Below are 26,218 nucleotides of genomic sequence, written 5' to 3'. Positions count from 1 at the left end.
TATGTTGATTGTTGTATCAAATATAACTAAAATTGCTGACCTATGATAAAGTGTGTTTCCCATCCGTTTTTAACACCGCCTGGATAAATAGAATCGAATCCATGAGCAAAATCTATTCCTAGTAATCCGAAAGCTGGCATGAATACTCTTAAACCAACACCTGCTGATCGTTTTAAATTAAACGGATTGTATCCTTTAAAATTGCTAAAGGCAGCACCACCTTCAACAAAAGATAGGGCATAAATAGATGCAGCCTGTTTTAGTGTTATAGGGTAACGTAATTCTAGGGAGAATTTATTGTATATCGTTGCGCCAATTTGTTCTCTATTTGCATCTGTAGGAGTTAATGAGTTGTTCGGATAACCTCTTAATTGAATGGTTTCACGGCCATCCATCGAATAATTGGCCATACCATCACCACCTAAATAGAAACGTTCAAATGGAACTAATCCTCTGTCTTGGTTGTAGGCTCCCATGAATCCGAACTCGGCTAAAGAACGCAAAGTAAGTTTTTCATAGACTTTATTATACCATTCTGCTTTAAATTTAACTTTATAGAATTCTAACCAGTTGAATTTTTTCTGGTCAACACGTGCTTGGTCAGTTGCAGCTTCTTGGTATGTAGCTACAGGGTTTCCGTTGGCGTCCAAATAGGTGTTGGCAGGAACGTTGACGTTATTAATAATAGTTTCTCTTCTAGTCTTAATTTTGTATTCTTCCATGTTCTCCAAGTTAGCGTAATCCACATTGTTGAATAGTGAATAAGGTGGGGTAAACTTGGCCGTGAAATTGAAATCAGAACCATATGTTGGGAAAATTGGATTTATCCCTTTGTTGTTGCGTGATAATCCGAATGTATAGGATATGTTTCTAGATATACCGTTTCCGAATTTGAACAAACCAACATTGTAATTGTTTAAGTCGTAGTGCTGGTAACTGATTGAATTCGATAGTACGAAGAAATCGTCAGGAGCCTTTAATCTTTTTGCTAAACCTAGGGATACCGAAAAGATGTTAAAGCTTTTCGAACGATCTACGTCGTTTGAAACGAAGTTGTTTGCATATTGTTTACTGTATGAAATTGATCCCGAAAACTGTACTGGTTTTTTTCCACCGAACCATGGCTCAGAGAAAGAAAAACTGTAGGTTTGGAAATAAGTACTTCCTTGTAAACGTAATGATAATTTCTGACCATCACCCATTGGTAAAGGTTTGTATGCGTGTTTTTTGAAAATATTTCCAATGGAGAAATTATTGAATGATAATCCAAGTGTTCCGATGAAACCACCTCCGCCGTAACCTCCTTGAAGCTCAATCTGACTAGCTCCTTTTTCAACTACATTGTACTTGATGTCTACGGTTCCCGCTCCCGGGTCAACATTTTCGAAATCAGGTTTGATGGCTTCAGGGTCAAAGAAACCTAACTGACCGATTTCGCGGATTGTTCGAATCAATTGATCTTTACTGTATACGTCTCCTGGTTTTGTTCTAATTTCTCTGTAGATAACTTTATCGTTGGTTTTGTCATTTCCAACAACACTAATTTTGTTGAAATGGGCTAATGGACCTTCTACAATTCTGATTTCCATATCAATGGTGTCATTGGCCGTTTTAACCTCTACAGGATTGATATTGGAAAATAAATAACCGTTGTTTTGGTATAAATTGGTTAAATCATCACCATCCGGTTTTGTTTTGTCAGCAATTTGTTTGTCTAGTAATACACCGTTGTAAACATCTCCTTTTTTAATGCCTAATTGGCGCGCCAATACATTATCGCTATAAACGGTATTTCCAACAAAATTTATATCTCCAAAGTAATATTTGTTACCTTCTTCTAAGTTTAAATTGATTGATATTTCGTTATTCTCTTTGTCGTAAATAACAGAATCCGATATAATACGTGCATCGCGATATCCTTTTTCTTTATATTTCTCTACAATTGAATTTAAGTCTTCTTTGTATTTATCACGAATGAATTTTGAGCCTTTGAAAAGTTTTAAAGGGTTTAGTGGACTTTTCTCCTTTGTGTTTTTCATGGCTTTAAGTACCTTTTTGTCAGTTAGTTGCTTATTTCCATTGATGTTAATCTCCTTGATTTTGACCTTGTCGCCTTTGTCAACATTAACTACCATGTTCACATGATTGATCGATGTAGTGTCATCTACAGTAGAAATGTTTACTTTGGTATTGTAAAAGCCTTCTTTTTTGTATTTGTTTTCGATATAGTATTTTGTAGTAGTAAGTAAGTTCTCGTTTACAATCTTTTCAGGAGTTAACGAATTGTCTTTGATTAAACCTTCGATAGCTCCTTTTTTTACACCAACAAATTTAACTTCTTTAAGTTTAGGTAATTCGTTTAAGTTCAATTCAAGTGAAATGCTGTCGCCTTCTATTTTGTCAACATAATAATTTACGTTGTTATAGAAACCTAATTTCCATAGTTTTTTGATCGAATTACTGATTTCCTCACCGGGAACAGTTAGCGATTGTCCTTTTTGTAAGCCTGCAAAAGTTACAATGGTTTGCTCATTGTAAGATACTTTTCCGGTTACAGTTACTTTTTTTAATATGTATGTTTTTCCTTGATCAAATGCTAATCTGTCCTGAGCTTTTACAGCTGTAGATGCGCTTAATAATAAAAAGAACAGCACTAATTTAATGCTGTTGGTAATACTTAAAAAGTTATTTAATTTGTTCACTTGTTTTTCCAAATCTACGTTCTCTTTTTTGATAGCTAATAATGGCTTCATATAAATGTTCATCTGTGAAATCTGGCCATAAAACATCCGTAAAATAAAACTCGGCATAAGCAATTTGCCAAAGTAAAAAATTACTGATGCGGTGTTCGCCACTGGTTCTTATCACTAAATCTACGTCAGGTAGATTGTGCGTGTAAAGATGATTATTTAATATGGATTCATCAATAGAATCAATTGAAATTATGTTATTTTTAACTTTATCTGATATTTTTTTAACAGCATTTAAGATTTCTTCTCTAGAGCCATAACTAAGGGCAAGAGTAAGAGTCATCCGGGTGTTATTTTTGGTTTTTTCAATCACTTCCTGAAGTTCTTTCTGAACTCCTTTTGGTAGGTTTTCGAGGTTGCCAATAGAATTTAATCGAATGTTGTTTTTTTCAAGAGTTGCTAGCTCTTTTTTTAAGGAAGAGATGAGAAGTTTCATCAAGGTGTCTACCTCAAGTTTTGGGCGATTCCAATTTTCGGTAGAAAAAGCATACAAAGTAAGGTTTTCAATGCCTAAACGAGCACAAGCTTCCACAGTAGTACGCACGCTTTTTGTTCCATTTTCATGGCCAAATGCGCGTAACATTCCTTTTTGTTTTGCCCAACGGCCATTACCGTCCATAATGATGGCTAAGTGGTTGGGTAAATTATCTGTGTTAATTTTGTTTAATAAGCTCATTTTTATTCTCTACAATAGCAGGGTTTTTCACCAAACGTATAGGTTAGTGTCAGCCCTGTGAATACATACCAATCTTTACTGTTTACGTTTCCGAATTTATAGCCTTCTAAACTACTTTTTTTAGGGAAACTCCCATCAATGTCATCTGTAAATGTATATCTTGCGCCGCTTTCCAATCCAAGGATTAAATTGCGTGAAATTTTCATTTTTACTCCGGCAACAATAGGTAAAGCAAAATCACCAGATCTTTCATCGGTTTGGTATTCATTACCTACCACATATAAATTATCATGTAAAAAATAATTTACACCTGAAGCAAGATATGGTGACATGAAGAAACCTGACTGATGTTGGTCGAAGTCAAAAAAATTGAACTCAAAACCAGCAGAAAATTCAGTAATTGAATTTTCAAATTGTAATCCTCTGTCTTTTCTTCCTTCCACATCGGAATCCAAATCATTACCGGAAATTTTAGAACGCATTGCCGAAAACCTCCAAGCAAACCTAGGACTTTTATTCCACTTGTATAAAATACCTATCGCTGGCTCGTTGGGATGGATGTAATTGGTCCTTCCAACATCGCCAATGAAATTGCTTCCTCCCGCGAATACACCTATTTCGTGTATCTGAGCCTGAGCAAATTGTACTGCTAACAAGAGCACTATGATGTGATAAATGTTCTTCATTTTTATAATAGCTTGCAAATATACTAATTATGACCACTTGACAAAGTGAAAACTTATAATCTAAGAGAATTGTTGGTAATTTTATTTTACTTAAAACGGAAAAGTCTTAAATGTAGTATTTGTCTATGGTTTAATTGCGCTTGTCTTCGCCGAAAAGTAATTTGTTGCGCAGTGTTTTTAGAAAGGTTTCTTCTGGGATTTCAACCAAATTGATTTTAAATGGCGTTTTTTTGATGGTTAGTACCGATTCGTTTCTAACTGATGCCATTCTTGAATCAAGTGATACCAAATAATTTTCTTCCCTTCCGGAAACTTTCAATTTTATGGTTGTATTGTCTGGAATTACGATTGGGCGTGCGTTTAAATTATGTGGCGCAATCGGGGTAAGAACTAAACTGTTGGCATTTGGAGTTAAAATTGGTCCTCCGCAACTCATCGAATATCCTGTAGATCCGGTTGGTGTGGAAATGATTAACCCGTCTGCCCAATACGAAGTGAGGTATTCTCCATTCAGATAGGTTTCAATGGTAATCATTGATGTGGTGTCTTTTCGACTTACCGTTACTTCGTTCATGGCGAAGTTTAAATCGGTTATACTGTCGACTTTAGGAGAACATTTCAAGCTCAATAAAGTTCGTTTTGAAATGGTATATTTTTTATCTAAGACGACTTGTAAAAAACGTTCTAAGTTTTCTTGTTGTACGGTTGCTAAAAAACCCAATCGACCAGCATTGATTCCTAAGATGGGAATTCCTGAATTTCTGACCATTGTTGCGGCGCGTAAAAAAGTTCCGTCGCCACCTACACTAATAAGCATGTCGTAACTCTTGTCTAGATCGGTGTGGGAGTGAAAAACCGGATGCGCTTCACGAATTGCCTTGTTGTCGGTTAACATTTTGAAGAAATTCTCTTCTATGACAAACTGCACTTGGTTGTTTTGTAGAAATGCCAATACGCGCTCAATTATAGGCGAAGTGGCATTTTGATAAAATTGACCGTAAATGGCGACTTTCATAATTATATATTAAGGTATCGGTCCAAATAATCAGAACGTTCTTTTAATGTTTTTAAGTAATCGTCTTCTTGGTGCTCGGAGATGATTTCATACTCATAGCGTCTGAATGTTTGAATGATTTCATTTAGTCCGCCTTCTCCAATTTTGATGGTGATTTGTACTTTTTCTTCGTCAATGTTTGAAATGAAGGAACCTAATATTTTTCCATTGTTGCCTTCAATGATTTGGGCGATTTGGCTAAAAGAATAATCGTTGATGCCTTTTTCGATGATAATTATTGCGCCAATTTCTTTAAGGAAAGGAGTTTCGTTAAATACACTGATGATGTCTTCTAATTCATAATAACCAATGTATTTGTTATGTTCGTCCAAAACGGGAATGACATTCGATTCGTTTTTGGCAAAATCATCCAAAACGTCCAATAGAACTGAATTTTTCCTTGTGAAAAAACCTTCAAAAGTATATTTATAGTCGCCTAGAGCCTTGCTAAAATCCAAACCGTCTGCATCTTCGCTTGAAATGTTGCCAACAAAAACGCCCTCCTCAGTTACAGGGAAATGTGAAAAATTAACATCAGTAAAAAAGTCTTGCACACGCGCAATGCTTTCCTTGATGTCAAAAGGTTCGAAATCGTGATTAATATAGTCTGAAAGTATATTCATGGTGTTGTAATAATCTTCTGCAAAATAATTAAAAAATAAGAGAATGACCTTGTATAAGTTCGTATTTTTGTCGAATCCTATAAAAATGACGTCAAAATGACACAGAACAATTGTAAATTAAGCGTAAATATTAATAAAATTGCTACGTTGAGGAATTCTCGTGGTGGCAATACTCCAAGTGTGACGGAAGCAGCAAAACGTATTCAGGGATTTGGAGCTCATGGTATTACGATTCACCCGAGACCAGACGAAAGGCATATTCGTTATCAAGATGCTCGTGACTTAAAAAATGTGGTATATACCGAGTATAATATCGAAGGAAATCCCCAACATAATTTTATTGATTTGGTTTTGGAATGCAAACCGACGCAAGTAACTTTAGTTCCAGATGCGATTGGAGCTTTAACGTCCAATGCAGGTTGGGATACCATTAAAAATCAAGCGTATTTGAAAGAGGTCATTGCCGAATTTCAACGCAATGGTATTCGAACTTCAATTTTTGTGGATCCAGTGTTGGAAATGGTTGAAGGTGCCAAAGCGACCGGAACCGATAGAATCGAATTGTATACCGAAGCATTCGCGCATCAATACGGTTTAGGAAATAAAGATGGTATTTTGCCTTATGTTGAAGCGGCTAAACTAGCCAATGAATTAGGATTGGGGATAAATGCAGGCCATGATTTAAGTTTGGATAACATTCAGTTTTTCAATCAGAATATTCCGGGTTTACTTGAAGTTTCCATTGGTCATGCGTTAATTTCCGAATCATTGTACTTGGGATTGGAAAATGTAGTGAATATGTATCTTCAAAAATTGAAATAAGATGTTGCTTAATTCAAATATAATTGGTGAAGGAAAGCCGTTGCTTATTATTCATGGTTTTCTCGGAATGTCGGACAATTGGAAGACTCTTGCTTCGCAATATGCAGAGCAAGGATTTCAAGTGCATGCTTTAGATTTACGAAATCACGGTAAAAGTTTCCATTCAAATGATTGGGGTTACGATTTTATGGTACAGGATGTGGTGGAATATTGTAAATTCTATCAATTGGAAAAAGTGGATGTGATTGGTCATTCAATGGGAGGAAAGGTTGTTATGTTGTTAGCAACAAATTATCCTGAATTGGTTGGTAAATTGATTGTGGCGGATATTGGACCGAAATTTTATGCGCCACATCATCAGACAATTTTAACGGCTTTGAATGCTGTTGATTTTTCTAAAAAACCCTCGCGTGCTGAAGCAGAAGAAATCGTATCAGATTATATTCATGATTTTGGAACAAGACAGTTTTTGCTGAAAAACTTGTATTGGGTTGAACCGGGACAACTTGATTTCAGATTCAATTTAAAAGTGTTTACCGAAAATACTTCGGTAATTGGTGATGCTTTGCCTTTTGAAAGTCATTTCGATAAAAAAACTTTATTTTTGCGAGGAGATAAATCGGATTATATTTTAGATTCGGATTTTGAAACGATTTACCATCATTTTCCTAACGCAGAGATTAAAACAGTATCCAATGCTGGGCATTGGCTTCATGCTGAAAATCCAAAGGAATTTTTTGAAAAAACGGTATACTTTTTGACAAACTAACCCAAAAATAAAATTATAATGAGCATATTGAAAAAATTATTGATCTCGACAATTGTAGTATTGCTGTTGTCTTATTTTTTAAAGCCTGGTGTGCAGGTGGATGGATTTGTTACAGCTTTAATTGTGGCTGTGGTCTTGGCGTTGTTAAACACTTTTGTGAAACCTATTTTGGTTTTCTTTACATTGCCGATTACCTTTTTTACCCTAGGTTTGTTCCTTTTGGTGATTAACACTATTATGGTATATGCTTGCGATTATCTTGTTGATGGATTTGAGGTAAACAGTTTCCTTACAGCCATGCTTTTTAGTATTCTTTTGTCTGTTTCGCAATGGATACTTTACAAGTTTATAAAAGACTAACAATTAGCGGGTTAAATTTCAGTTAAATAAAATTTGTTGGGTGGTATAAATTATGTAATTTTGCCACCCAAATTTAGTATGTAAAAAACGTATATAATGAATATTACAAAAACCAATATCGATGCGTTAAACGCAGTGGTAACTGTAGAAGTTGCAAAAAACGATTATGCTGACAATGTAGAGAAAGTTTTGCAAAACTACCGTAAAAGTGCTAACATTCCTGGCTTCAGAAAAGGAGCAGTGCCAATGTCATTAGTAAAAAAACAATATGGTAAAGCAGTTTTAGCTGAGGAAGTTAATAAAGTATTACAAGAAAACTTAAACAAATACTTAGTTGACGAAAAATTGGATATTTTAGGAAATCCTCTTCCTAAGTTTACATCTGATTTCAACTGGGATGCTGATGATTTCAAATTTGAATTCGAATTAGGTTTAGCACCTCAATTTGATGTAAAATTAGACGGAAAGAATAACTTAACGTATTTCAAAATCGTTGCTGATGATAAATTGTTGGATGAGCAAGTAGCTAGAATCCAAAAGCAATTCGGTAAAATGATTGCAAAGTCAGAAGTTGCTGAAGGTGACGATATCAGAGGAACTTTCATCAACGAAGAAAAAGGAATCAATGCTCCGGCTCAAATTACTTTGGATATTTTCAAAAGCAAAACAGCTGTTAAAGCTTTTATTGGTAAAAAAGCGGGTGATGTAGTAACTGTTGGAACCAAAGGTTTGTTTGATGATGATCACAAATTGATGGATTATATGGGAGTTGGTCACGATGATGTGCACGGTTTGGATATCAATGTTGATTTCAAAATCGAAGAAGTTACTACAAGTGAGCCTGCAGAATTAAACCAAGAATTATTTGATAAATTATTTGGTGCTGGAAATGTTTCTTCAGTAGAAGAAGTGAAAGCTAAAATTAAAGAAGATGCTGAAAAGCAATTTGCGCAACAAGCGGATCAAAAATTCTATAACGATGCTTCGGCTTTCTTATTGGAAAACCACCAAGTAGAATTGCCTGCTGAATTCTTGAAAAAATGGATTCAAGTTGCTGGAGAAAACCCACTTTCTGCTGAGCAAGCAGAAGAGGAATATGCTAAATCAGAGAATGGTTTGCGTTACCAATTAATTGAAGGTAAAATCATTGCAGAGAACAACTTGCAAATCACTTTTGATGAGTTAAAAGCATATGCTGGTGATATTATCAAAAAACAAATGGCGCAATTTGGTCAAATGAACCCAACTGACGAAGATGTAAACGGAATCGTTGCTCGTGTTTTATCCAACCAAGATGAAGTGCGTCGCTTGTCTGAACAAGTAATGAGCGAAAAAATGTTGAACTTATTCAAAGATAAAATCAACGCTAAAACAAAAGAAGTTTCTTACGATCAGTTTGTAAAAGAAATGTACGGAGAATAATCTTCAAAAAATCATTATATTTGAGCGTCAGATTGTATAATTTGACGCTTTTTTTATAGACAAAATGGCAGACCTTAAAAAGGGTATGAATTTTGACGGAATGAGCAATAGCAGAATAATAAAATATACAAACTCATAAATACTTTATAATGAACTACGGTAAAGAATTTAAAAAATTTGCGACTAAGCATCACGGAGTAAACAGTATGTACTATGACAAAATTGTAGGTAGTATGACTCCGTATATTATTGAAGAACGTCAATTGAATATTTCACAATTGGACGTGTTTTCGCGTTTGATGATGGATAGAATTATCTTCTTGGGAACAGGAGTAGATGATTATATGGCCAATATCATTCAAGCGCAGTTATTGTTTTTAGAAAGTGTTGATGCTTCTAAAGACATCCAGATTTATATCAACTCTCCAGGAGGAAGTGTATACGCAGGTTTAGGGATTTATGATACGATGCAGTACATTAAGCCTGATGTTGCTACTATTTGTACAGGTATGGCCGCTTCAATGGGAGCTGTTTTGTTGTGTGCTGGAGCCGAAGGGAAACGTTCTGCTTTACCGCATTCTAGAGTGATGATTCATCAGCCTTCAGGTGGTGCACAAGGTGTGGCAACAGACATGGAAATCAACTTGAAAGAGATGTTGAAATTAAAAGACGAATTGTACCAAATCATCGCAAAACATTCGAATCAGTCTTTTGATAAAGTTTACAAAGACAGTGAGCGTGATTATTGGATGATTGCGGATGAAGCGAAGGAGTACGGAATGATTGATGAAGTGTTAAGAAGATAAATTGGTCCAAAGAAAAGTGAAAGTGAAAATCTTTAAAACTTTGGATATTGACAAAAAGTAATGGCAAAAGAAATATTAGAATGCTCTTTCTGCGGAAGAAAGAAACCTGAAACAAATCTATTGATAGCCGGTATTAACTCGCACATTTGTGACCGTTGTATCGAGCAAGCACATGGTATTGTTCTCGAGGAAATGAAAACGAGTGGTATCGCAAGAAATAGCGCTGATTTAGTGTTGAAAAAACCAAAGGAAATCAGAGCCTTTTTGGATAAATACGTGATTGGTCAAGACCAAACCAAAAAAGTAATGTCGGTTGCGGTTTACAATCATTATAAAAGGTTAATGCAACAAGATCACGGTGATGATGTAGAAATCGAAAAAAGTAATATCATCATGGCAGGTCAAACAGGAACGGGGAAAACATTGGTAGCAAAGACTATTGCAAAGATGTTGGATGTTCCTTTGGCCATTGTGGACGCGACTGTTTTGACCGAGGCCGGATATGTTGGTGAAGATGTTGAGAGTATTTTGACACGTTTGCTACAAGCTGCCGATTATGACGTAGCAAAAGCTGAAAGAGGTATTGTATTCATTGATGAAATTGATAAAATTGCCCGTAAAAGCGATAATCCTTCAATTACCCGTGATGTATCAGGTGAAGGTGTGCAACAGGCACTTTTGAAACTATTAGAAGGAACCGTTGTAAATGTACCGCCAAAAGGAGGAAGAAAGCACCCGGATCAGAAATTCGTGGAAGTCAATACCCAGGATATTTTATTTATAGCCGGTGGTGCTTTTGATGGTATCGAAAGAATTATTTCAAAACGTTTGAACCGTCAAGCAATGGGGTATAGTGCTTCAAAAGAGACGGACAAAATTGATGAAACCAATTTGTTGCAATATGTTATTCCAAAAGATATTAAAGAATTTGGATTAATACCGGAAATTATCGGACGTTTACCAGTTTTAACGCATATGGATCCATTGGATAAAGCAACACTTCGTGCCATTTTAACTGAGCCCAAAAATGCATTAATCAAACAGTACAAAAAACTGTTTGCCATGGATGAAACTGAATTCTCGATTACAGATGAAGCTTTGGATTATATTGTAGATAAAGCTTTGGAATACAAATTGGGAGCGAGAGGATTGCGTTCGCTTTGTGAAGCGATTCTAACAGATGCCATGTATGAAATTCCAAGTTCTGACGAAAAAGAATTGCATATCGACAAAAATTATGTTGAAGAAGCATTGACCAAAAACTTGCTGAAACGATTAGAAATTGCGTCTTAATCGTATGCTAAAATAAAAAAAGCCTGAAGTATTACTTCAGGCTTTTTTTTGGATAACGTATAATAAATTTATTCAATAATCAGGAATTCAATTCGTCTGTCAGCATTGAATTCTTGCTCGGTACATTTGTCTTTGCAATTGGACAATGGTAATGATTCACCGTAGCCTTTCGATGTGATTCGGCTACTGTCAATTCCTTTCTTTATTAAATATTGTAATGCTGTTGTAGCTCTTTTTTCGGATAAAATCAAATTGTACTTTTCTGAACCACGCGTATCGGTATGTGCGTTGATAGTAATTTTCATCTCAGGGTTCGCAATAAGGACATCATAAATCTTATTTAAAGATAAAGTTGACTCCTTTTTAAGGGTACTTTGATTATAGTCAAAATAAACTTTTTCAACAATGATAGCGTTTTTGGTTACTTCTGCCTTTTTTTGATGTAGAGCAACATTGGCAAATGAATTTCCAGCAGAGGTAATAATTGGTAATTCAAAATTATTGTATCCTTCTTTCTTGGCTACAATGGAATATACTTCCAATGGTTCTACATTGAATTGGTAATTTCCTTGTTCGTCAGTTATCTGTTTTTCTATTTCCTTCCCGTTTTCGTCTATCAATACTAGTTCAGTGTTAGGCAAGGCAATTTTGGAAAGATTTTCATGCGCCACTCCTTGTAATGAAATAGGGGTTTTTTGCAAATCAAAGCGGTAAATATCATAAGAACCCAGGCCGCCGTTTCTATCAGAAGTAAAATACCCTTTTGTTTTGTTGGCTAAAATGAACGCTACTTCATCTGCCGAAGAATTAATGGTTTTGCCTAGATTTACGGGTGATGAAAATTCATTTTTTCTGATTTTGGCAACAAAAACATCTTGATTTCCATAGCCTTGATGTCCATTGGAAGAAAAAAACAACTCTTTGTTGCTTGCTGCCACATAGGGGAATTTTTCATCTTGAGCGGTATTGATGTTTCGGCCTAAATTAACAGGATTGATAGGGAATCCTTGTTCGTCGATATCGGCAACATAAATATCATAACCACCAAAACCTCCAGGCATGTTAGATGAAAAATATAATTTTTTACCATCAGGTGATACCGAAGGATTCTCTATAGAATAATTGTCACTGTTAAAAGCAACTGGACTTTCCTGGATCCAGGTACAACGACATTCTTCATCAAAAACTCTTTTGAATAATTTGTAATTCTTCGAATTCTCTTCGTTACTCTTGGTATAATATAAAGTTTTTTCATTTGGAGAAAAAGCCAGTCCGCCTTCATTTCCTTTAGAATCTAGTACAGATGCGAAAAAATAAGGATGAGATAAATTTCCGTTTTTGTCAATGTTCATACAATACAAAGTGTTGTATGGATTGTTGGTGTTTTCATCTCGTCCAGCTCCGATTGCTCCCGTTTTTCTAGAAGAATACATGATGTATTTGTTCATGAAAAAAGTAGAACCAATTTCAGATAGTTTAGAGTTGATGCCTGTTGGGGCAATGGTATATTTATCGTTTAATTCGATGATTTCATTTGAAACACTTGCATCGTTAGTTTCGTATGACACAAACGAATCTTGCGAAGTCATGGTAGTGGATATACCGACTAGTAAAAATGAAAAAATAATTTTTTTCATGAGAAAAATAGGATTTTTTGGAAAATTTGGTGCAAATGTATGATTTACAGTCGGTATGACTCTAATTTATAGATTATAAGGCAAAATAATCGATGAAATGCACTTTTAGGACTGTAGACTATTTAAAACGAGGTGTTGTTTGTCGGTAAATGTTGCTTTTTTCGCATGAAATCAAAGAAAAAGCTGTGTTTTATTAATCTTGAATGGAAAGCAATTGTTCCAAATAATCTCTCTGATTGGATAATCGGGGTATTTTATGTTGACCACCTAATTTGTCTTGATTTTTTAACCAATCGTAAAACAAATTGGTTCTGGCTATATTCACAACTAAAGGATTTAATGTCATGTTATTGTAACGTTTTGCTTCGTAATCAGAATTTACCGATTGAATATTCTGATCCAATAACTGTGTAAACTTAGAAATATCTTCTGGTTTTTTTCTGAATTCGATAATCCATTCATGCGCTCCTTTTTCTTTTCCATTCATGAAAATAGGGGCTACCGTATAATCAATTACTTCAGAATTGGTTTCCTGGCAGGTTTTTGCAATCGCTTGATCGGTGTTTTCAACCATAAGTTCTTCTCCGAAAACATTAATATGATGTTTGGTTCGACCAGTAACACGGATGCGATATGGTTTTAATGAAGTAAAGCGAACTGTGTCACCAATCATATAACGCCATAAACCGGAATTGGTTGTTATCACAATAGCATAATTTTTATTGAGTTCAACTTCAGCCAACCGAATAACTTTTTGGTTTGGTGAGCCAAAAGTATCCATAGGAATGAATTCGTAGAAGATGCCATAATCCAACATCAGTAATAAATCATTGGAGTTGTTTAAATCCTGAATCGCGAAAAATCCCTCGGAAGCATTGTAAATTTCGTAGTATTTGAATTCTGGCTTTGGTAGAATGTTTTTGTATTGCTCTCGATAGGGATCAAAACTTACACCTCCATGGAAATACACTTCCAAATTAGGCCAAACTTCAAATAAGTTGGTTTTTCTAGTTTCTTCCAAAACTTTATTCATTAATACCATCATCCATGAAGGAACACCAGCAAAACTAGTTACATTTTCTCCTTTGGTTTCATTTACGATAGCCAATAGTTTGGTTTCCCATTCACTCATTAACGAGGTTTTGTTACTCGGCGTACTACTGAATTCTGCCCAAAATGGCATGTTGTCAATCAGGATGGCAGACAAATCACCAAAAAAAGTATTGTTGTCTTCGTACAACTGCTTACTACCGCCCAATCGAAGGCTTTTTCCCGTAAATAATTGAGAGTCTTCATTGTTGTTGAGGTAAAGACACAATAAATCTTTTCCGGCCTTATAATGACAATCTTCCAATGCTTGGCTGCTTACCGGGATGAATTTGCTTTTTGCATTGGTTGTTCCGCTTGATTTTGCAAACCATTTGATGGGTTCATTCCAGAAAACATTTTGCTCGCCTCGGCGAGTTCGTTCTATATAAGGTTCTAAATCTTCATAGGTCGAAATAGGAATGCGTTCCTGAAACGCATGGTAGGTTTTAATCGAATTAAAATCGTATTGTTTTCCTAAAACCGTATTTTCTGATGACTTTATTAAATTCATCAGCAACTCTTCCTGAACTTCGTTTGGGTACTTTAAAAATAACTCAATCTGATGAATGCGTTGTTTTAAAACCCAGGAAGCAATTGAATTGATAATCGGTAGAGGCATTTTTTAATTTAGTATTTACGAATTTTAATTCAGTATTTTTAACTTTACCAAAAATAACATATTTTTTCAAGATTCCTAATCCTTAACCCTATTTCCAATTATGATTTACGAAGGTGTACTAACCAAAATGCAAACCGAATTTTCGAATCCGATTCAATATTATTTGGTGTTCGAGAACAGCTTTCTGAGCCTGAATCAGTTACTAGGAAAAGAGATGGAAATTGTTCACCAAGGTTATCAATGTTTAGAATGTGGAAAAAAGAAAAAGATCTTTCGACAAGGTTTTTGTTACGATTGTTTTATGGGTAGTGCCGCTGCCGGAGATTGGATTATGCGACCTGAATTGAGTACTGCACATTTGGATATCGAAGACAGAGATTTGGAATATGAAAAGAGAGTTCAATTACAACCTCATATTGTTTACTTGGCTTTATCCAGTGAAGTGAAAGTAGGGGTTACCAGAAAAACACAAGTGCCTACGCGTTGGATTGATCAAGGTGCAGTGCAAGCGATTCCGATTGTTGAAGTTCCCAATCGTTATTTGGCCGGAATTACGGAGGTAGCCTTGAAAAGTTTGTATGCCGATAAAACGAATTGGCAAAAAATGCTAAAAGGAGATATTCCAGAGGTTGATATTGTTAAAGAGCGCAAAGGATTGCAGTATGTGATTCCTAATGAAGTGAAAGAGTATTATGATGTGGATAAAAATGATTTATACGAGCTACATTACCCTGTACTTCAGTTTCCGAAAAAAGTAAGCAGTTTGAATTTGGAGAAGAGTTCTTCTTTTGTAGGAAAGCTTACTGGTGTCAAAGGACAATATCTTTTATTTGAAGACGGTACCGTTTTCAACGTCAGAACATTTGAAGGATATGTGGTAAAGATTTCATTATAAAAAAAGAGCTCCAATTTGGAGCTCTTTTTATTTTTATGGGGTAGTTTGTTGTGGTTTTTTCTTTTTACCGAAAATTCCATCGATTAACTGACCGGCCGTATTTTTAACCGCATCTTTTTTAGGATCAGTTGTTTTAGCGGTATCTGTTTTTTTCTTGCCACCTAATAAATCACCCAATGCATCTTTTCCTTTGTTTAGGTATTTTTCCTTTTGCAAATTAGCTACCTGCATGGCAAGATTTGCAGTGGCTTCTTTCATGTCGGTTGTAACTTTCGGGTTGTTGAAATTTCCTGTCATTTTTGCTGTGATAGGAACGTTTTGAATTTTTTCTGCTTCAGAAGGAGTTAATTTCGCTAATATTTTATTTGCATCATTTCCAAGATATTTGGCCGGTACATCAAATTTTAGATTGTAACTCATACTTTGATCAAAACCATGTGCACCACCAATTTCAGCAGTAATATCTTGATATTTTACTTTAAATGGTTTTACCACTACTTTGCCATTGTCAAAAGAAACGGCAGCTTTAATATCATTCAGATTGACTTTTTTCATGTCAATAAATTTCAATTGTGAACCTAAAGAAGTTAACATTTGAGAATTATTGGTGTTGAGAGTTGAGGAAAGTAATTGTCCTAGCAAATCTCCGGTTAACGAAGTTAGTACAGGTGTCATTTCAATGGCGTCAAGGTTTCCGTTTAATTTGATATTGGAGTTCAATCGACCGCTAACTGCTCCGGCAATTGGAGCGATGCTTCGCAACATGTCTAATTGTGTGAATGATTTTGAAATATCGACTTTGTCCAAATTTAGATTCATATTGAATTTTGGTGTATTTCCTTTAGTAGAAACTACACCGTTTAAGCCGATTTGTCCGTCAAAAATATTGGTTTTCAAGTTCTGAAGCGTAACGGCTTCATCGCGAATAATCATTTTACCCGAAACTGCTTTTAAAGTTAGGTTGTCGTATATTACTGTATTGGCATTGGCTGCAATTGTACAATCTAAGAAAGCAGGAATTTTGACCGCCTCTTTCGATTTTGAACTAGCCGATCCCTTGTCTTCTGCTGCTGGGGCTGATTTTCCTGAACTTGTTGCAGAAGCCGGCTCCATAAAATCAGCTACCAAAAACTGATTGGAATTCAAATTGAAATTCCCTTTCAATATTTGTTTTCTAAATAAAAATCCGTAGAAATTATCTAAAGTTCCATTCATTCGAATGTCAGAACCGCCAGTTCTAAGATCCAAACTATTCAATCGGATTTGATTGGTGTTAAAAGCAACAACCGCTTGTTTTATAACTACAGGTTTGGCCATTTCAGGGCCAGTGTAATTGAAACCTGTTAGTGAAATGTTACCAGAGTTTTGGATATTTTGGTATTGACTTTTTTCTACCGATTGCATGTCAAATTTTGTTTTGACATCGGCTTTTAAAATCCCTGATAATGGTTTGTCTAATTTTACTGGATACGCTTTGGTTACGTTGCCAAGATTAATTGTTCCTTTCATTGCAGCATCCACTAATGCATTAGTCATCGCATTTTTGATGCTTGCTTTAATGCTAAAAACATCTTGGTCGATTTTGAATGAAAGTTGATTCAAATTAACATAGGTGTCTGTAACAGCTCCTGTTTCATTAATTATTTTAGTGTCAATTACAATGTTTTGTACTGATTTTGGAAGATCAGGATATTGGAAGGAAGCATTGTTGGATGCGATACCAATATTGAATTTCGGAACCGTTGTATCGGTCAAGGTTCCTTTTACTTTTCCATCAACGGCAAAATTTCCGGTAGTTTTAACAGAGCTGATATTTCCGGAGTAAGCAGCAGGAATTAATCCTAAAAAGTTCTTGAAATCAGAAGTTGGCGTTTTGAAACTCAAATCGTATTCTTGTCCGTTTTCTAATAATTGAATGAAACCGGTGAATTCCAATGGTAATTCATTAATCTTAGCTTTATTGTCTTTGAAAGTGTATTTGCTTTTTTCCAAATCGATACCCAAAATGGCGTCTAACGATAAATTGACATTGTTCATGTAATTCATCTTGTCCATGTCGATGGATATTTTTGCAGTGGATTTAGTATCGAGGTCTAATTTCTGAGTTCCGAAGTTTCCTTTTCCACTGTGATTCAAACTATCAATAACCAATTTGATTCTAGATCGTTCATCATAATATTTAAAGCGAAAGTTTTCTACTTCATAATTCTGAATATTCATAGAAAAAGGTTTGCTTTCCTCTTTCGTTTCTTCTTTTTTGTCGTCTTTTATGGCAATGTCAAAATTTCCAACTCCATCTTTATTGAAAAGGATATTAGCCAATCCGTTTTCAACAGATATGGCTTTCAATGTCATCGGTTCCTTTTCGCCTTTGAATAATTCGGTAACCGACATTTGTAAATTTAATTCGTCAAAAGCAACTAGAGTATCCCCTTCAAAAGGCGCTTTATTGATTACTACCAATTTTTCGATTGAAACATTGGCATTTGGGAAATTTTTGAACAAGCTCAAACCTGCATCTTCAAAAGAAACCTTGGCATTCAAGTTTTCATTAATGGATTGCTGAATCTTTGCCTTAATCTGGTCTTTAAAAAATACGGGAATAGCGGCCAAAGCGGCAACAGTTACCAGTAAAAAAACACCAACACCAATAAATATTTTCTTTTTCATTGTTCAATTGATTTGGATTGAGTAAATAACATTTCTTACAAAAATACGCGATATATTGAAATCCTGATGTAAAGTTTTCATAAAAAAATCCGCTCTAAAGAGAACGGATTTTTTGGTGTTATTAGTATATTTTTATTGGATTTCTATTTCAAATGGGAGTGAAGCTTGAATCCCCTTTTTAGAGTTCAACGTTTTGATGCGCTGTATCATTTGGTAATTTTCTTCACCTAATTCTTCTTTCAGTAAAGCATCACGAGTTTTTAAGAAACTGAAAAATCCGCTTCCGCCAAATAACTCTTCAAAGTCTTTCTCAAATTCCGGGTATTCTACAGTGGCGTAATCTTCCATTTTGGCCAAACTTGCAGCATACGCAATAGCATCATCCATTCCGCCGATTTTATCTACTAAACCAAGTTTCAATGCATCTGAACCACTCCAAACGCGTCCTTGAGCAATGGCATCTACTTGAGCGTACGTCATTTTACGCCCAGCAGCAACACGACTTACGAATGTTTTGTACACTTGCTCAACACCTTCTTGTGTGAAGTTTCTGAAATCATTGTCCAGTGGTTCAAACGGAGTATAACCAGATGCGTTTTTATGTGTTTCAACTAATTCGGTATTAATACCATATTTGTTGCTGATTTGTGAAAAGTTTGGAAGCATTCCGAATACACCAATTGAGCCTGTAATTGTGCTATTTTCTGCAAAAATTCTATTCGCATTACAAGCAATGTAATATCCTCCCGATGCTGCTAAATTACCCATGGATACCACTACTGGTTTTACTTTTTTTGTAATTTCGATTTCTCTCCAGATTAAATCGGATGTTAAAGCACTTCCTCCCGGGCTGTCTATGCGTAATACAATTGCTTTCACATCTTCATCTTCACGTGCTTCTTTCAATGAACGACGCATGGAACCTTCTCCTACAACATTCAAATCACCTTCTCCTGAACCAATTTCTCCTTGCGCATAAATAATGGCAATTTTATCTTTCGTCGAAAATTCATTGTCTAAAGCAACATCTTTGGCGTAGTCTAAAATGTCAACTGTATTATAGTCTTCATCTGTCTCTACTTTTAAGCGCTTTTTGATGTCATTGTGGTACACATCTTCATACGCAACAAAGTCAACTAAATTATTGCTTTTAGCCATTTCTGGAGTTCTTGCCAATAAGTCGTTAGCAATTGTATTTAATTTTTCTGCTGGAATGTTTCTGGATTTAGAAATATCAGTTATCATGGAGTTCCAAATGGAAGTAAGGAAAGCCGTAATTTGTTCGCGGTTTTCAGGACTCATTTCGCTAGCTAAAAACGGTTCAACGGCACTTTTGTACTTACCGTGACGAATCACTTCCATTTTTAAACCGGTTTTATCTTGAAAATCTTTGAAATACATAATTTCTGTTGATAAACCTTTGAAGTCCATTTCTCCTACAGGATTTAAGTATACCTTATCTGCAACCGAGTTCAGGTAGTATTCTTTTTGTGATAGTACGTTACCGTAAGCCACAACGAATTTTCCTGATTTTTTAAATTTTTCCAACTCATCGCGTAATGTTTTTGTTTGAGCTATACCCAAATGAATTTCGTTATTCAAAATTGAAATCCCTTTGATTTTTTCGTCTTCAGAGGCTGCTTCAATACCGCGTAAAACATCGGTTAAACCATCTTTTGTTCCCTTGTCATTAAGAAAAGGCATATCCTTATAATTGAATTTTCCTCCATAATCATTAGTAACTTTGGCTAAATCGAGCTCGATTACCGAATTATCTTTGACTACAGTTCTTTCTTCTCCGCCAAATAAAGCACCCAAAATGATGATTCCGAAGAAAAATAGAAAACAAAAAACAAAAAGCCCTATTACAGTGGCTAATACATTACCTAAAAATTTCATGTTTCAAATATTTATACCTAATAAGTAGTCGAAACTTAATTTTTGTTACAAGAAAATAGTTATTAACAGTTACAGGAATATGCTGTTATACTACAATTCTTTTTAGTTATTTTGTGGCAGTTATGAGTTTGCAGCAAAAAGTAGTCCTTTCCTTAGGCAGTAATATAGGGAACAGAAGAGAAAATCTAGCACAATGCATCCAATTGATCCACCAGGAAATTGGAACTGTTTTGCGTGTTTCAAAATTATATGAAACACCATCATGGGGTTTTGAAAGTGATGCTTTTTATAATTGTGCATTGGTTTTACATTCTTCTTTTTCTCCTGAAAAAATTCTGCGAAAAATAACCAGTATAGAGAAAGAAATGGGTCGTTTTCGCAAGCAAAATAGCGGATATGAAGCTCGAATTATTGATATAGATATTGTTGCTGTTGAAAATTTGGTAGTGATAACTGATCACCTTCATGTGCCACATGCTCAAATGCAATACCGAAAGTTTGTATTGTTACCTGTAGCCGATTTGAAATTGGATTGGCAACATCCTGTTTTTGGGAAGTCAATTGAGGAGTTGTTATTGCAATGTAACGACGATAGTCAATGTGAAGTGGTGGGTGAATTAAATGCGCCTGCGATGGATTATAAAATTAATACCGTTAATTATATTGCTATTGAAGGAAATATTGGTGCTGGAAAAACGACATTGGCTACCAGAATTTCCGAAGACTTCAATGCTAAATTGGTTTTGGAGCGTTTTGCAGACAATCCTTTTCTGCCGAAATTTTATAAAGACCAAAATCGCTATGCTTTTCCTTTGGAAATGTCTTTTTTGGCCGATCGATACCAGCAATTGGCAGATGATTTGTCGCAATTTGATTTATTTGCCGATTTTGTAGTGGCCGATTATCATATTTTCAAATCGCTGATTTTTGCCAAAGTAACTCTACAGGAAGATGAATTCCGTTTGTATAAAACATTATTCGATATTATTTACAAAGAAATGCCTAAGCCGGACTTGTATGTCTATTTGTATCAAAATACAGAAAGGCTTTTGAAAAATATCAAAAAGCGAGGTCGTAGTTACGAACAAGAAATTCCGGCTGAATATTTGGATAAAATCAATCAAGGATATTTAGACTATATCAAAACGCAAACCGATTTGAATGTCTTGGTAATTGATGTTTCTGATTTCGATTTTGTCAAACGTCAAGAGGATTATGTGACTATTTTACAGGCAATACATAATAAATTAAATAGCTAGTTTTATTCGATTTGTATCGATTAGGATTGCTTTAATTTACAAAACAAATCCCAAATTACAATCCCGGTGGATACTGAAACATTTAAAGAATGTTTGGTTCCTAATTGCGGGATTTCAATTGCGCCATCACATAATTTAACGGCATCCTGATTTACTCCGAATACTTCATTTCCAAAAACCAATGCGTATTTTTTGTTACTTTTCACCGTAAAATTATCAAGAAAGATTGCGCCTTCAACTTGTTCAATGGCATATACTGAAACGTCTTGCGATTTAAGTTCTTCTATTACTTCCAGAACATTTTTTTTGTATTCCCAGGCAACGGTTTCGGTAGCCCCCAATGCCGTTTTGTTGATTTCTTTGTTGGGTGGGGTAGCTGTGATTCCGCATAAATAGACTTTTTCAATCAAAAAAGCATCGCCTGTTCTAAAAACGGATCCTATATTGTGTAAGCTTCTGATGTCGTCCAAAACTACTATGATGGGTGTTTTGTCTGCTTGCTTGAATTCTTCAACCGATTTTCGTTCTAATTCGCTGTTTTCAATTTTTCTCATGGTGCAAAATTACATAAAAACTAAAAAGTACCAGTATTCTTTATCGCTTTAAAAGGGATAAAATAGAGAGAGGGCTGGGCTCTGGAAAGAAGTTTGAAAAAGCGTTCTCCTGAAATGTAAATGCCATCTTGGTTTACCGCAATTCCTTCTATTTGTCCAATGGACAAAGTTGAGCCCAGTTTGTATTTTTTATAATCGTTGCTGAATAAAATGTCATTGTTTGGGCTATTGAAAATCAATAAGAAGCATCGACCTTTTTTGGTGTAACCAATCAAATATAACTTTTGATTGTAGTAAGCGGCATCTGTAACAAGGAATTGTGTTGGGAAACTTTCTGTTTTACTGATTATCTGCTTTTCCGAAGAATTTGGATCAATGATATAGTGTGAGGTAGCTTTGTTTTTCCACTCTTTAGTGAATAAATGAATTTTGTTATTCCTGTAAAACATTGCCTCTGCATCAAAATTATGCCGAATGTTTTTTGGGGTGAAATCGGTTTGTTCTTTATATTCAAAATCAATTTTTGAAACTAAGGAAAGATTGGAATCGTTTTCAATTTTGGTTTTATAAATAGTTAAATCTTTTCTAGTATTTGAATTATTGCCAAAGTCTCCTAGGTAGATATAACTACTGTCGGTGGTTATGGCTTCCCAATCGGTATTGATGAGATTAGTTTTAAGGGAATTGACTATTTTTCCGGATTTTGAATCAATGTGATAGACAGTTGCAGGATTGCCACCATCGTTGTGAGTAATAAACTTTTTACCAAAGAAGCTTATACCGGATGTTTCTCTTAAAGTATCGCTTAAATAATTGACGCGGTAATTGCGAAGAGAAATCCGTTCGGTTTTCTGTGCTGTGATAAAGCAAGAAGTGAAAAGCAAAAAAAAAGATATACAGATTTTCAAAGCGATTTTTTTTCAAAGGTCAAAAATAAAAAAGCTCCCAAATAGAGAGCTTTCGTATTGTAATGTTTTTCGTAATTAGCTTTTAGGAGTTTCTCCTGGTTTAGCATTAATGGTTCCTTTGATTGTAAGAACTTTAGAAGCTCCAGCAGTAGCATTAGAAGTAATTGTTACTGTTTTTGTGAAAGGACCAACTCTGTTCGTGTCATATTTCACCCCGATTACAGCTGATTTTCCAGGTAAAATAGGCTCTTTTGGAAAAGTTGGAACGGTACAACCGCAAGATCCTTGAGCGTTACTAATGATTAATGGTTGATTCCCGTTGTTTGTTAAAACAAATTCGCGTTTTCCGTCAGCTCCTTGTTCAATTGTTCCGTAGTCTATTGTTTCGTTTTCGAAAACCAATCCTACACCATCTACCTTAGGTAGTTTTGTTTTTTTTGCTTTCTTTTCAGTTTTTGCTTTTGCTTTTGCAGGTGCTTCCTGAGCGGTAGCTGTATAGGTTCCTAAAAAGGCAACTGCAGCAAACATTAGTATAATTTTTTTCATAACACTTTTTTTGTTGATGTAACAAATGTATAAATAATTTTAATTTACAATTCGGAAATCTCCTGAAAATTGTTGTTAAATATTTTAAGCAAATATTAGGCCAAAAATAAGTAAATTCGTCGCCTGTATTTTTAAATTATAATATTTTGTCAGCAAAAGAAAAAGCCCCGAAAGAGACGCCGTTAATGAAGCAATATAATGAAATAAAAGCAAAGTATCCGGATGCTTGTTTATTGTTTCGTGTTGGGGATTTTTACGAAACCTTTGGAGATGATGCTATCCGAGCTTCTAAAATTTTAGGTATCACTTTGACAAAACGCGGAGCCGGAAGCGATTCTGAAACGGCTTTGGCTGGATTTCCACATCATTCATTAAATACGTATTTGCCGAAATTAGTGAAGGCAGGTTTACGTGTAGCGATTTGTGATCAATTGGAAGATCCTAAAATGACGAAAACCATTGTAAAAAGAGGTGTAACGGAGTTGGTTACTCCTGGAGTTTCTATGAACGATGAGGTTTTAGTGTCTAAATCCAATAATTTCCTGGCTTCGGTTTATTTTGGAAAAAAACAGCTGGGTGTCGCTTTTTTGGATGTTTCAACAGGTGAATTCCTAACTTCGGAAGGAAATGAAGAGTATGTAGATAAGTTGCTACAAAACTTCGGGCCAAGTGAGATTTTGGTTCCTAAACAAAATAAAAACGATTTCAAAACAGCGTTTGGAGAGAATTTTCATGCTTTTTACTTAGAAGATTGGGTGTACAAAGAAGATTATGCTGTTGAAACACTAACCAATCATTTTCAAACGAATTCATTGAAAGGTTTTGGAATTGAGGAGTTAGCTCACGGAATCATAGCGTCGGGTGCAATTTTATATTATTTGTCGGAAACACAACATAAAAAAATACAACATATTACCTCAATCCACCGCATTGCGGAAGATGCTTATGTGTGGATGGATCGTTTTACTATTCGTAATTTGGAATTGTACCATAGTTATAATCCAAATGCAGTAACGCTTTTGGATGTAATTGATAAAACGTTGTCGCCAATGGGCGGAAGGTTGTTGAAGCGTTGGTTGGCACTTCCTTTAAAGGATAGTAATAAAATTAAAGGCCGTCACGAAGTGGTTGGTTATTTGAAAGAGCATCAGGATATTTTACAGCAAATACAATATCAGATTAAACAAATTTCCGATTTAGAACGACTTATTTCTAAAGTGGCTGCCGGAAGAATTTCACCTCGTGAAGTGATTTACCTGAAAGAATCTCTGGATGCAATTATTCCAGTGAAAGAATTGGCGTTGAAAAGTCCACAAGAAGCGGTTAAAGTTATTGGTGACAGTTTACATTCTTGTGATTTGTTGCGCGAAAAAATCCAAAACACCTTGAATCAGGAAGCGCCTGTGGCTATTAATAAAGGAAATGCCATAGCTTTTGGTGTGAATGCTGAATTAGACGAGTTGCGCAATATTTCCAATACGGGTAAAGGATTTTTGGACGCTATTGAAAAAAGAGAATCGGAAGCGACTGGAATACCTTCGCTGAAAATTTCGTTCAATAATGTATTCGGCTATTATATTGAAGTTCGTAACACGCACAAAGACAAAGTACCGTCAGAATGGATCCGTAAACAAACTTTAGTTAATGCTGAACGTTATATCACTGAAGAATTAAAGGAATACGAAACCAAGATTTTAGGTGCCGAAGAAAAAATACAGCAATTGGAAAACCAGCTGTTCGAACAATTGGTGAGTTGGATTGCGACTTACATAAAGCCCGTACAGCTGAATGCGAATTTGATTGCACAATTGGATTGTTTGGCGTCATTTGCACAGCAAGCAATCGATAATAATTATGTGCGACCTGAGATTAACGAATCTTTTGAGCTGGATATTAAAAACGGTCGTCATCCGGTAATCGAAAAGCAACTGCCAATTGGTGTTCCTTATATTGCCAATGATGTGTATTTGGATAGAGATTCACAACAAATCATTATGATTACCGGACCGAATATGTCGGGTAAATCGGCTATTCTACGTCAAACGGCTTTGATTGTGTTGTTGGCACAGATGGGAAGTTTTGTGCCTGCCGAATCGGTTACTATGGGTATGGTGGATAAAATATTTACCAGAGTAGGAGCCAGTGATAATATTTCAATGGGTGAATCTACCTTTATGGTGGAAATGAATGAAACAGCTTCAATTTTGAATAATATTTCGGATAGAAGCTTGGTGTTGTTGGATGAAATCGGACGAGGAACTAGTACGTATGATGGAGTGTCAATTGCTTGGTCAATTGCTGAGTTTTTACATGAAAATCCGGCTCAACCGAAAACATTGTTTGCAACGCATTACCATGAGCTGAACGAAATGACTGAAAGTTTGCCTCGAATTCAGAATTATAACGTATCTGTTAAAGAATTGAAGGATACCGTTCTTTTTATTCGTAAATTGGAAAAAGGAGGAAGCGCGCACAGTTTTGGTATTCACGTGGCTAAAATGGCTGGAATGCCACAAATTGTAATTCAAAAGGCAGGAAAGATTTTAAAGAAACTGGAAAAGAACCATTCTGCGGAAGCATTGAGTGGAATTCAATCGGATAAAGACGAAATGCAGTTGAGTATTTTTAATTTAGACGATCCGCTTTTGGAGGAAATCAAAGAGGAAATCTTAAATTTAGACATCAATACCCTGACTCCTGTTGAAGCTTTGATGAAATTGAATGAAATTAAGCGAATGATTTCAAAAAAATAATTTTTGTAAAATATTACTATTCAATAGCTTAAAAAATTGATGTAATTTTTTTTCAAAAAGTTCTTGCAGAAGTAAATTCTTGTTGTATATTTGCACTCGCAATACGGAACAAGTATGGCGAAGTTCTT

The 26,218-nt window shown here is 35.3% G+C and carries 21 protein-coding genes; 9 read left to right on the top strand and 12 right to left on the bottom strand.

Annotated elements, in window-relative coordinates; all coding sequences use genetic code 11:
* Positions 1-26: 26 nt before the first annotated feature.
* The 5 genes from bamA to ACS8MM_RS11000 all read right to left on the bottom strand — a co-directional run bounded on the left by bamA (position 27) and on the right by ACS8MM_RS11000 (position 5,789).
* A complete protein-coding gene (bamA, locus tag ACS8MM_RS11020; protein ID WP_379716687.1) occupies positions 27-2,753 on the bottom strand; it encodes an outer membrane protein assembly factor BamA in 2,727 nt (908 codons plus the stop codon).
* A complete protein-coding gene (locus tag ACS8MM_RS11015; RefSeq protein WP_379716684.1) occupies positions 2,686-3,426 on the bottom strand; it encodes an isoprenyl transferase in 741 nt (246 codons plus the stop codon). Before ACS8MM_RS11015 ends, bamA begins: the two co-directional genes overlap by 68 nt.
* A 2-nt stretch (positions 3,427-3,428) precedes the next feature.
* The gene (locus tag ACS8MM_RS11010) at positions 3,429-4,112 is read right to left on the bottom strand and encodes a DUF6089 family protein (RefSeq protein WP_379716681.1); all 684 of its coding nucleotides are present in this window, start codon (positions 4,110-4,112) and stop codon (positions 3,429-3,431) included.
* Positions 4,113-4,242: 130 nt separating this feature from the next.
* Positions 4,243-5,127: an NAD kinase gene (locus ACS8MM_RS11005; RefSeq protein WP_379716678.1), complete on the bottom strand. Its 885-nt coding sequence runs from the start codon at positions 5,125-5,127 to the stop codon at positions 4,243-4,245.
* Positions 5,128-5,129: 2 nt separating this feature from the next.
* On the bottom strand, positions 5,130-5,789 hold the full coding sequence (locus tag ACS8MM_RS11000) for a CBS domain-containing protein (protein ID WP_379716675.1): 660 nt from the start codon (positions 5,787-5,789) through the stop codon (positions 5,130-5,132).
* A gap of 96 nt (positions 5,790-5,885) precedes the next feature.
* Between ACS8MM_RS11000 and ACS8MM_RS10995 the strand changes: the two genes are divergently transcribed.
* From ACS8MM_RS10995 to clpX, 6 genes are all read left to right on the top strand, one after another.
* A complete protein-coding gene (locus tag ACS8MM_RS10995; protein WP_379716672.1) occupies positions 5,886-6,611 on the top strand; it encodes a pyridoxine 5'-phosphate synthase in 726 nt (241 codons plus the stop codon).
* A gap of 4 nt (positions 6,612-6,615) precedes the next feature.
* On the top strand, positions 6,616-7,380 hold the full coding sequence (locus ACS8MM_RS10990; protein ID WP_379718998.1) for an alpha/beta fold hydrolase: 765 nt from the start codon (positions 6,616-6,618) through the stop codon (positions 7,378-7,380).
* An 18-nt stretch (positions 7,381-7,398) separates the two neighbouring features.
* Positions 7,399-7,740: a phage holin family protein gene (locus ACS8MM_RS10985; RefSeq protein ID WP_379716669.1), complete on the top strand. Its 342-nt coding sequence runs from the start codon at positions 7,399-7,401 to the stop codon at positions 7,738-7,740.
* A gap of 96 nt (positions 7,741-7,836) precedes the next feature.
* Positions 7,837-9,162, top strand: coding sequence for a trigger factor (tig, locus tag ACS8MM_RS10980; RefSeq protein WP_379716666.1), 1,326 nt, complete (start codon positions 7,837-7,839; stop codon positions 9,160-9,162).
* Between the two features lie 149 nt (positions 9,163-9,311).
* Positions 9,312-9,968 carry an ATP-dependent Clp endopeptidase proteolytic subunit ClpP gene (gene clpP / locus ACS8MM_RS10975; RefSeq protein ID WP_379716664.1) on the top strand — a complete coding sequence of 219 codons (657 nt, stop codon included), beginning with the start codon at positions 9,312-9,314 and terminating at the stop codon, positions 9,966-9,968.
* Positions 9,969-10,028: 60 nt separating this feature from the next.
* Positions 10,029-11,261 (top strand): ATP-dependent Clp protease ATP-binding subunit ClpX, encoded by a 1,233-nt coding sequence (gene clpX / locus ACS8MM_RS10970; protein ID WP_379716662.1) that lies wholly within the window; start codon positions 10,029-10,031, stop codon positions 11,259-11,261.
* Between the two features lie 68 nt (positions 11,262-11,329).
* Here clpX and ACS8MM_RS10965 read toward each other — a convergent pair whose 3' ends face one another.
* Both ACS8MM_RS10965 and ACS8MM_RS10960 read right to left on the bottom strand, forming a co-directional pair.
* Positions 11,330-12,898, bottom strand: coding sequence for an OmpA family protein (locus tag ACS8MM_RS10965; protein WP_379716660.1), 1,569 nt, complete (start codon positions 12,896-12,898; stop codon positions 11,330-11,332).
* Between the two features lie 193 nt (positions 12,899-13,091).
* Entirely contained in the window at positions 13,092-14,606 is a 1,515-nt protein-coding gene (locus ACS8MM_RS10960) for a GH3 auxin-responsive promoter family protein (RefSeq protein ID WP_379716657.1), read from the bottom strand.
* A gap of 100 nt (positions 14,607-14,706) precedes the next feature.
* Between ACS8MM_RS10960 and ACS8MM_RS10955 the strand changes: the two genes are divergently transcribed.
* Positions 14,707-15,501: a DUF2797 domain-containing protein gene (locus tag ACS8MM_RS10955; protein ID WP_379716654.1), complete on the top strand. Its 795-nt coding sequence runs from the start codon at positions 14,707-14,709 to the stop codon at positions 15,499-15,501.
* Positions 15,502-15,534: 33 nt separating this feature from the next.
* Here the strand turns inward: ACS8MM_RS10955 and ACS8MM_RS10950 are convergent, their stop codons facing one another.
* Together ACS8MM_RS10950 and sppA are read right to left on the bottom strand one after the other, a co-directional pair.
* Positions 15,535-18,171: an AsmA-like C-terminal region-containing protein gene (locus ACS8MM_RS10950; protein ID WP_379716651.1), complete on the bottom strand. Its 2,637-nt coding sequence runs from the start codon at positions 18,169-18,171 to the stop codon at positions 15,535-15,537.
* 132 nt (positions 18,172-18,303) lie between these two features.
* On the bottom strand, positions 18,304-20,070 hold the full coding sequence (gene sppA, locus ACS8MM_RS10945; protein WP_379716648.1) for a signal peptide peptidase SppA: 1,767 nt from the start codon (positions 20,068-20,070) through the stop codon (positions 18,304-18,306).
* A gap of 122 nt (positions 20,071-20,192) precedes the next feature.
* On the opposite strand from sppA, the gene folK reads away from it, so the two are divergent.
* The gene (gene folK / locus ACS8MM_RS10940; RefSeq protein ID WP_379716645.1) at positions 20,193-21,329 is read left to right on the top strand and encodes a 2-amino-4-hydroxy-6-hydroxymethyldihydropteridine diphosphokinase; all 1,137 of its coding nucleotides are present in this window, start codon (positions 20,193-20,195) and stop codon (positions 21,327-21,329) included.
* Between the two features lie 20 nt (positions 21,330-21,349).
* Here the strand turns inward: folK and ACS8MM_RS10935 are convergent, their stop codons facing one another.
* The 3 genes from ACS8MM_RS10935 to ACS8MM_RS10925 all read right to left on the bottom strand — a co-directional run bounded on the left by ACS8MM_RS10935 (position 21,350) and on the right by ACS8MM_RS10925 (position 23,337).
* Entirely contained in the window at positions 21,350-21,883 is a 534-nt protein-coding gene (locus ACS8MM_RS10935; protein ID WP_379716642.1) for an RNA methyltransferase, read from the bottom strand.
* 20 nt (positions 21,884-21,903) lie between these two features.
* Entirely contained in the window at positions 21,904-22,791 is an 888-nt protein-coding gene (locus ACS8MM_RS10930; RefSeq protein ID WP_379716639.1) for a hypothetical protein, read from the bottom strand.
* Positions 22,792-22,866: 75 nt separating this feature from the next.
* On the bottom strand, positions 22,867-23,337 hold the full coding sequence (locus ACS8MM_RS10925) for a DUF1573 domain-containing protein (protein ID WP_379716636.1): 471 nt from the start codon (positions 23,335-23,337) through the stop codon (positions 22,867-22,869).
* A gap of 146 nt (positions 23,338-23,483) precedes the next feature.
* On the opposite strand from ACS8MM_RS10925, the gene mutS reads away from it, so the two are divergent.
* Positions 23,484-26,090, top strand: a complete 2,607-nt coding sequence (mutS, locus tag ACS8MM_RS10920) for a DNA mismatch repair protein MutS (RefSeq protein ID WP_379716633.1) — start codon at positions 23,484-23,486, stop codon at positions 26,088-26,090.
* Positions 26,091-26,218 lie beyond the last annotated feature (128 nt).

It is taken from the genome of Flavobacterium sp. MAHUQ-57, assembly GCF_051908335.1.
GTDB lineage: Bacteria > Bacteroidota > Bacteroidia > Flavobacteriales > Flavobacteriaceae > Flavobacterium.
Note: the sequence above shows the minus strand (reverse complement) of the source record. Positions and strands in the feature narration are given on the sequence as shown.

What these genes read in the sequence shown, in the direction of transcription:
- ACS8MM_RS10955 (WP_379716654.1), top strand. Translation starts at nt 14,707, where the DNA reads ATGATTTACGAAGGTGTACTAACCAAAATGCAAACCGAATTTTCGAAT.
- folK (WP_379716645.1), top strand. Translation starts at nt 20,193, where the DNA reads ATGAGTTTGCAGCAAAAAGTAGTCCTTTCCTTAGGCAGTAATATAGGG.
- ACS8MM_RS11015 (WP_379716684.1), bottom strand. Translation starts at nt 3,426, where the DNA reads ATGAGCTTATTAAACAAAATTAACACAGATAATTTACCCAACCACTTA.
- ACS8MM_RS10995 (WP_379716672.1), top strand. Translation starts at nt 5,886, where the DNA reads ATGACACAGAACAATTGTAAATTAAGCGTAAATATTAATAAAATTGCT.
- ACS8MM_RS10985 (WP_379716669.1), top strand. Translation starts at nt 7,399, where the DNA reads ATGAGCATATTGAAAAAATTATTGATCTCGACAATTGTAGTATTGCTG.
- ACS8MM_RS10935 (WP_379716642.1), bottom strand. Translation starts at nt 21,883, where the DNA reads ATGAGAAAAATTGAAAACAGCGAATTAGAACGAAAATCGGTTGAAGAA.
- ACS8MM_RS11000 (WP_379716675.1), bottom strand. Translation starts at nt 5,789, where the DNA reads ATGAATATACTTTCAGACTATATTAATCACGATTTCGAACCTTTTGAC.
- clpP (WP_379716664.1), top strand. Translation starts at nt 9,312, where the DNA reads ATGAACTACGGTAAAGAATTTAAAAAATTTGCGACTAAGCATCACGGA.
- tig (WP_379716666.1), top strand. Translation starts at nt 7,837, where the DNA reads ATGAATATTACAAAAACCAATATCGATGCGTTAAACGCAGTGGTAACT.
- ACS8MM_RS10965 (WP_379716660.1), bottom strand. Translation starts at nt 12,898, where the DNA reads ATGAAAAAAATTATTTTTTCATTTTTACTAGTCGGTATATCCACTACC.
- clpX (WP_379716662.1), top strand. Translation starts at nt 10,029, where the DNA reads ATGGCAAAAGAAATATTAGAATGCTCTTTCTGCGGAAGAAAGAAACCT.
- bamA (WP_379716687.1), bottom strand. Translation starts at nt 2,753, where the DNA reads ATGAAGCCATTATTAGCTATCAAAAAAGAGAACGTAGATTTGGAAAAA.
- ACS8MM_RS10950 (WP_379716651.1), bottom strand. Translation starts at nt 18,171, where the DNA reads ATGAAAAAGAAAATATTTATTGGTGTTGGTGTTTTTTTACTGGTAACT.
- ACS8MM_RS11010 (WP_379716681.1), bottom strand. Translation starts at nt 4,112, where the DNA reads ATGAAGAACATTTATCACATCATAGTGCTCTTGTTAGCAGTACAATTT.
- ACS8MM_RS10925 (WP_379716636.1), bottom strand. Translation starts at nt 23,337, where the DNA reads ATGAAAAAAATTATACTAATGTTTGCTGCAGTTGCCTTTTTAGGAACC.
- ACS8MM_RS10960 (WP_379716657.1), bottom strand. Translation starts at nt 14,606, where the DNA reads ATGCCTCTACCGATTATCAATTCAATTGCTTCCTGGGTTTTAAAACAA.
- sppA (WP_379716648.1), bottom strand. Translation starts at nt 20,070, where the DNA reads ATGAAATTTTTAGGTAATGTATTAGCCACTGTAATAGGGCTTTTTGTT.
- ACS8MM_RS11005 (WP_379716678.1), bottom strand. Translation starts at nt 5,127, where the DNA reads ATGAAAGTCGCCATTTACGGTCAATTTTATCAAAATGCCACTTCGCCT.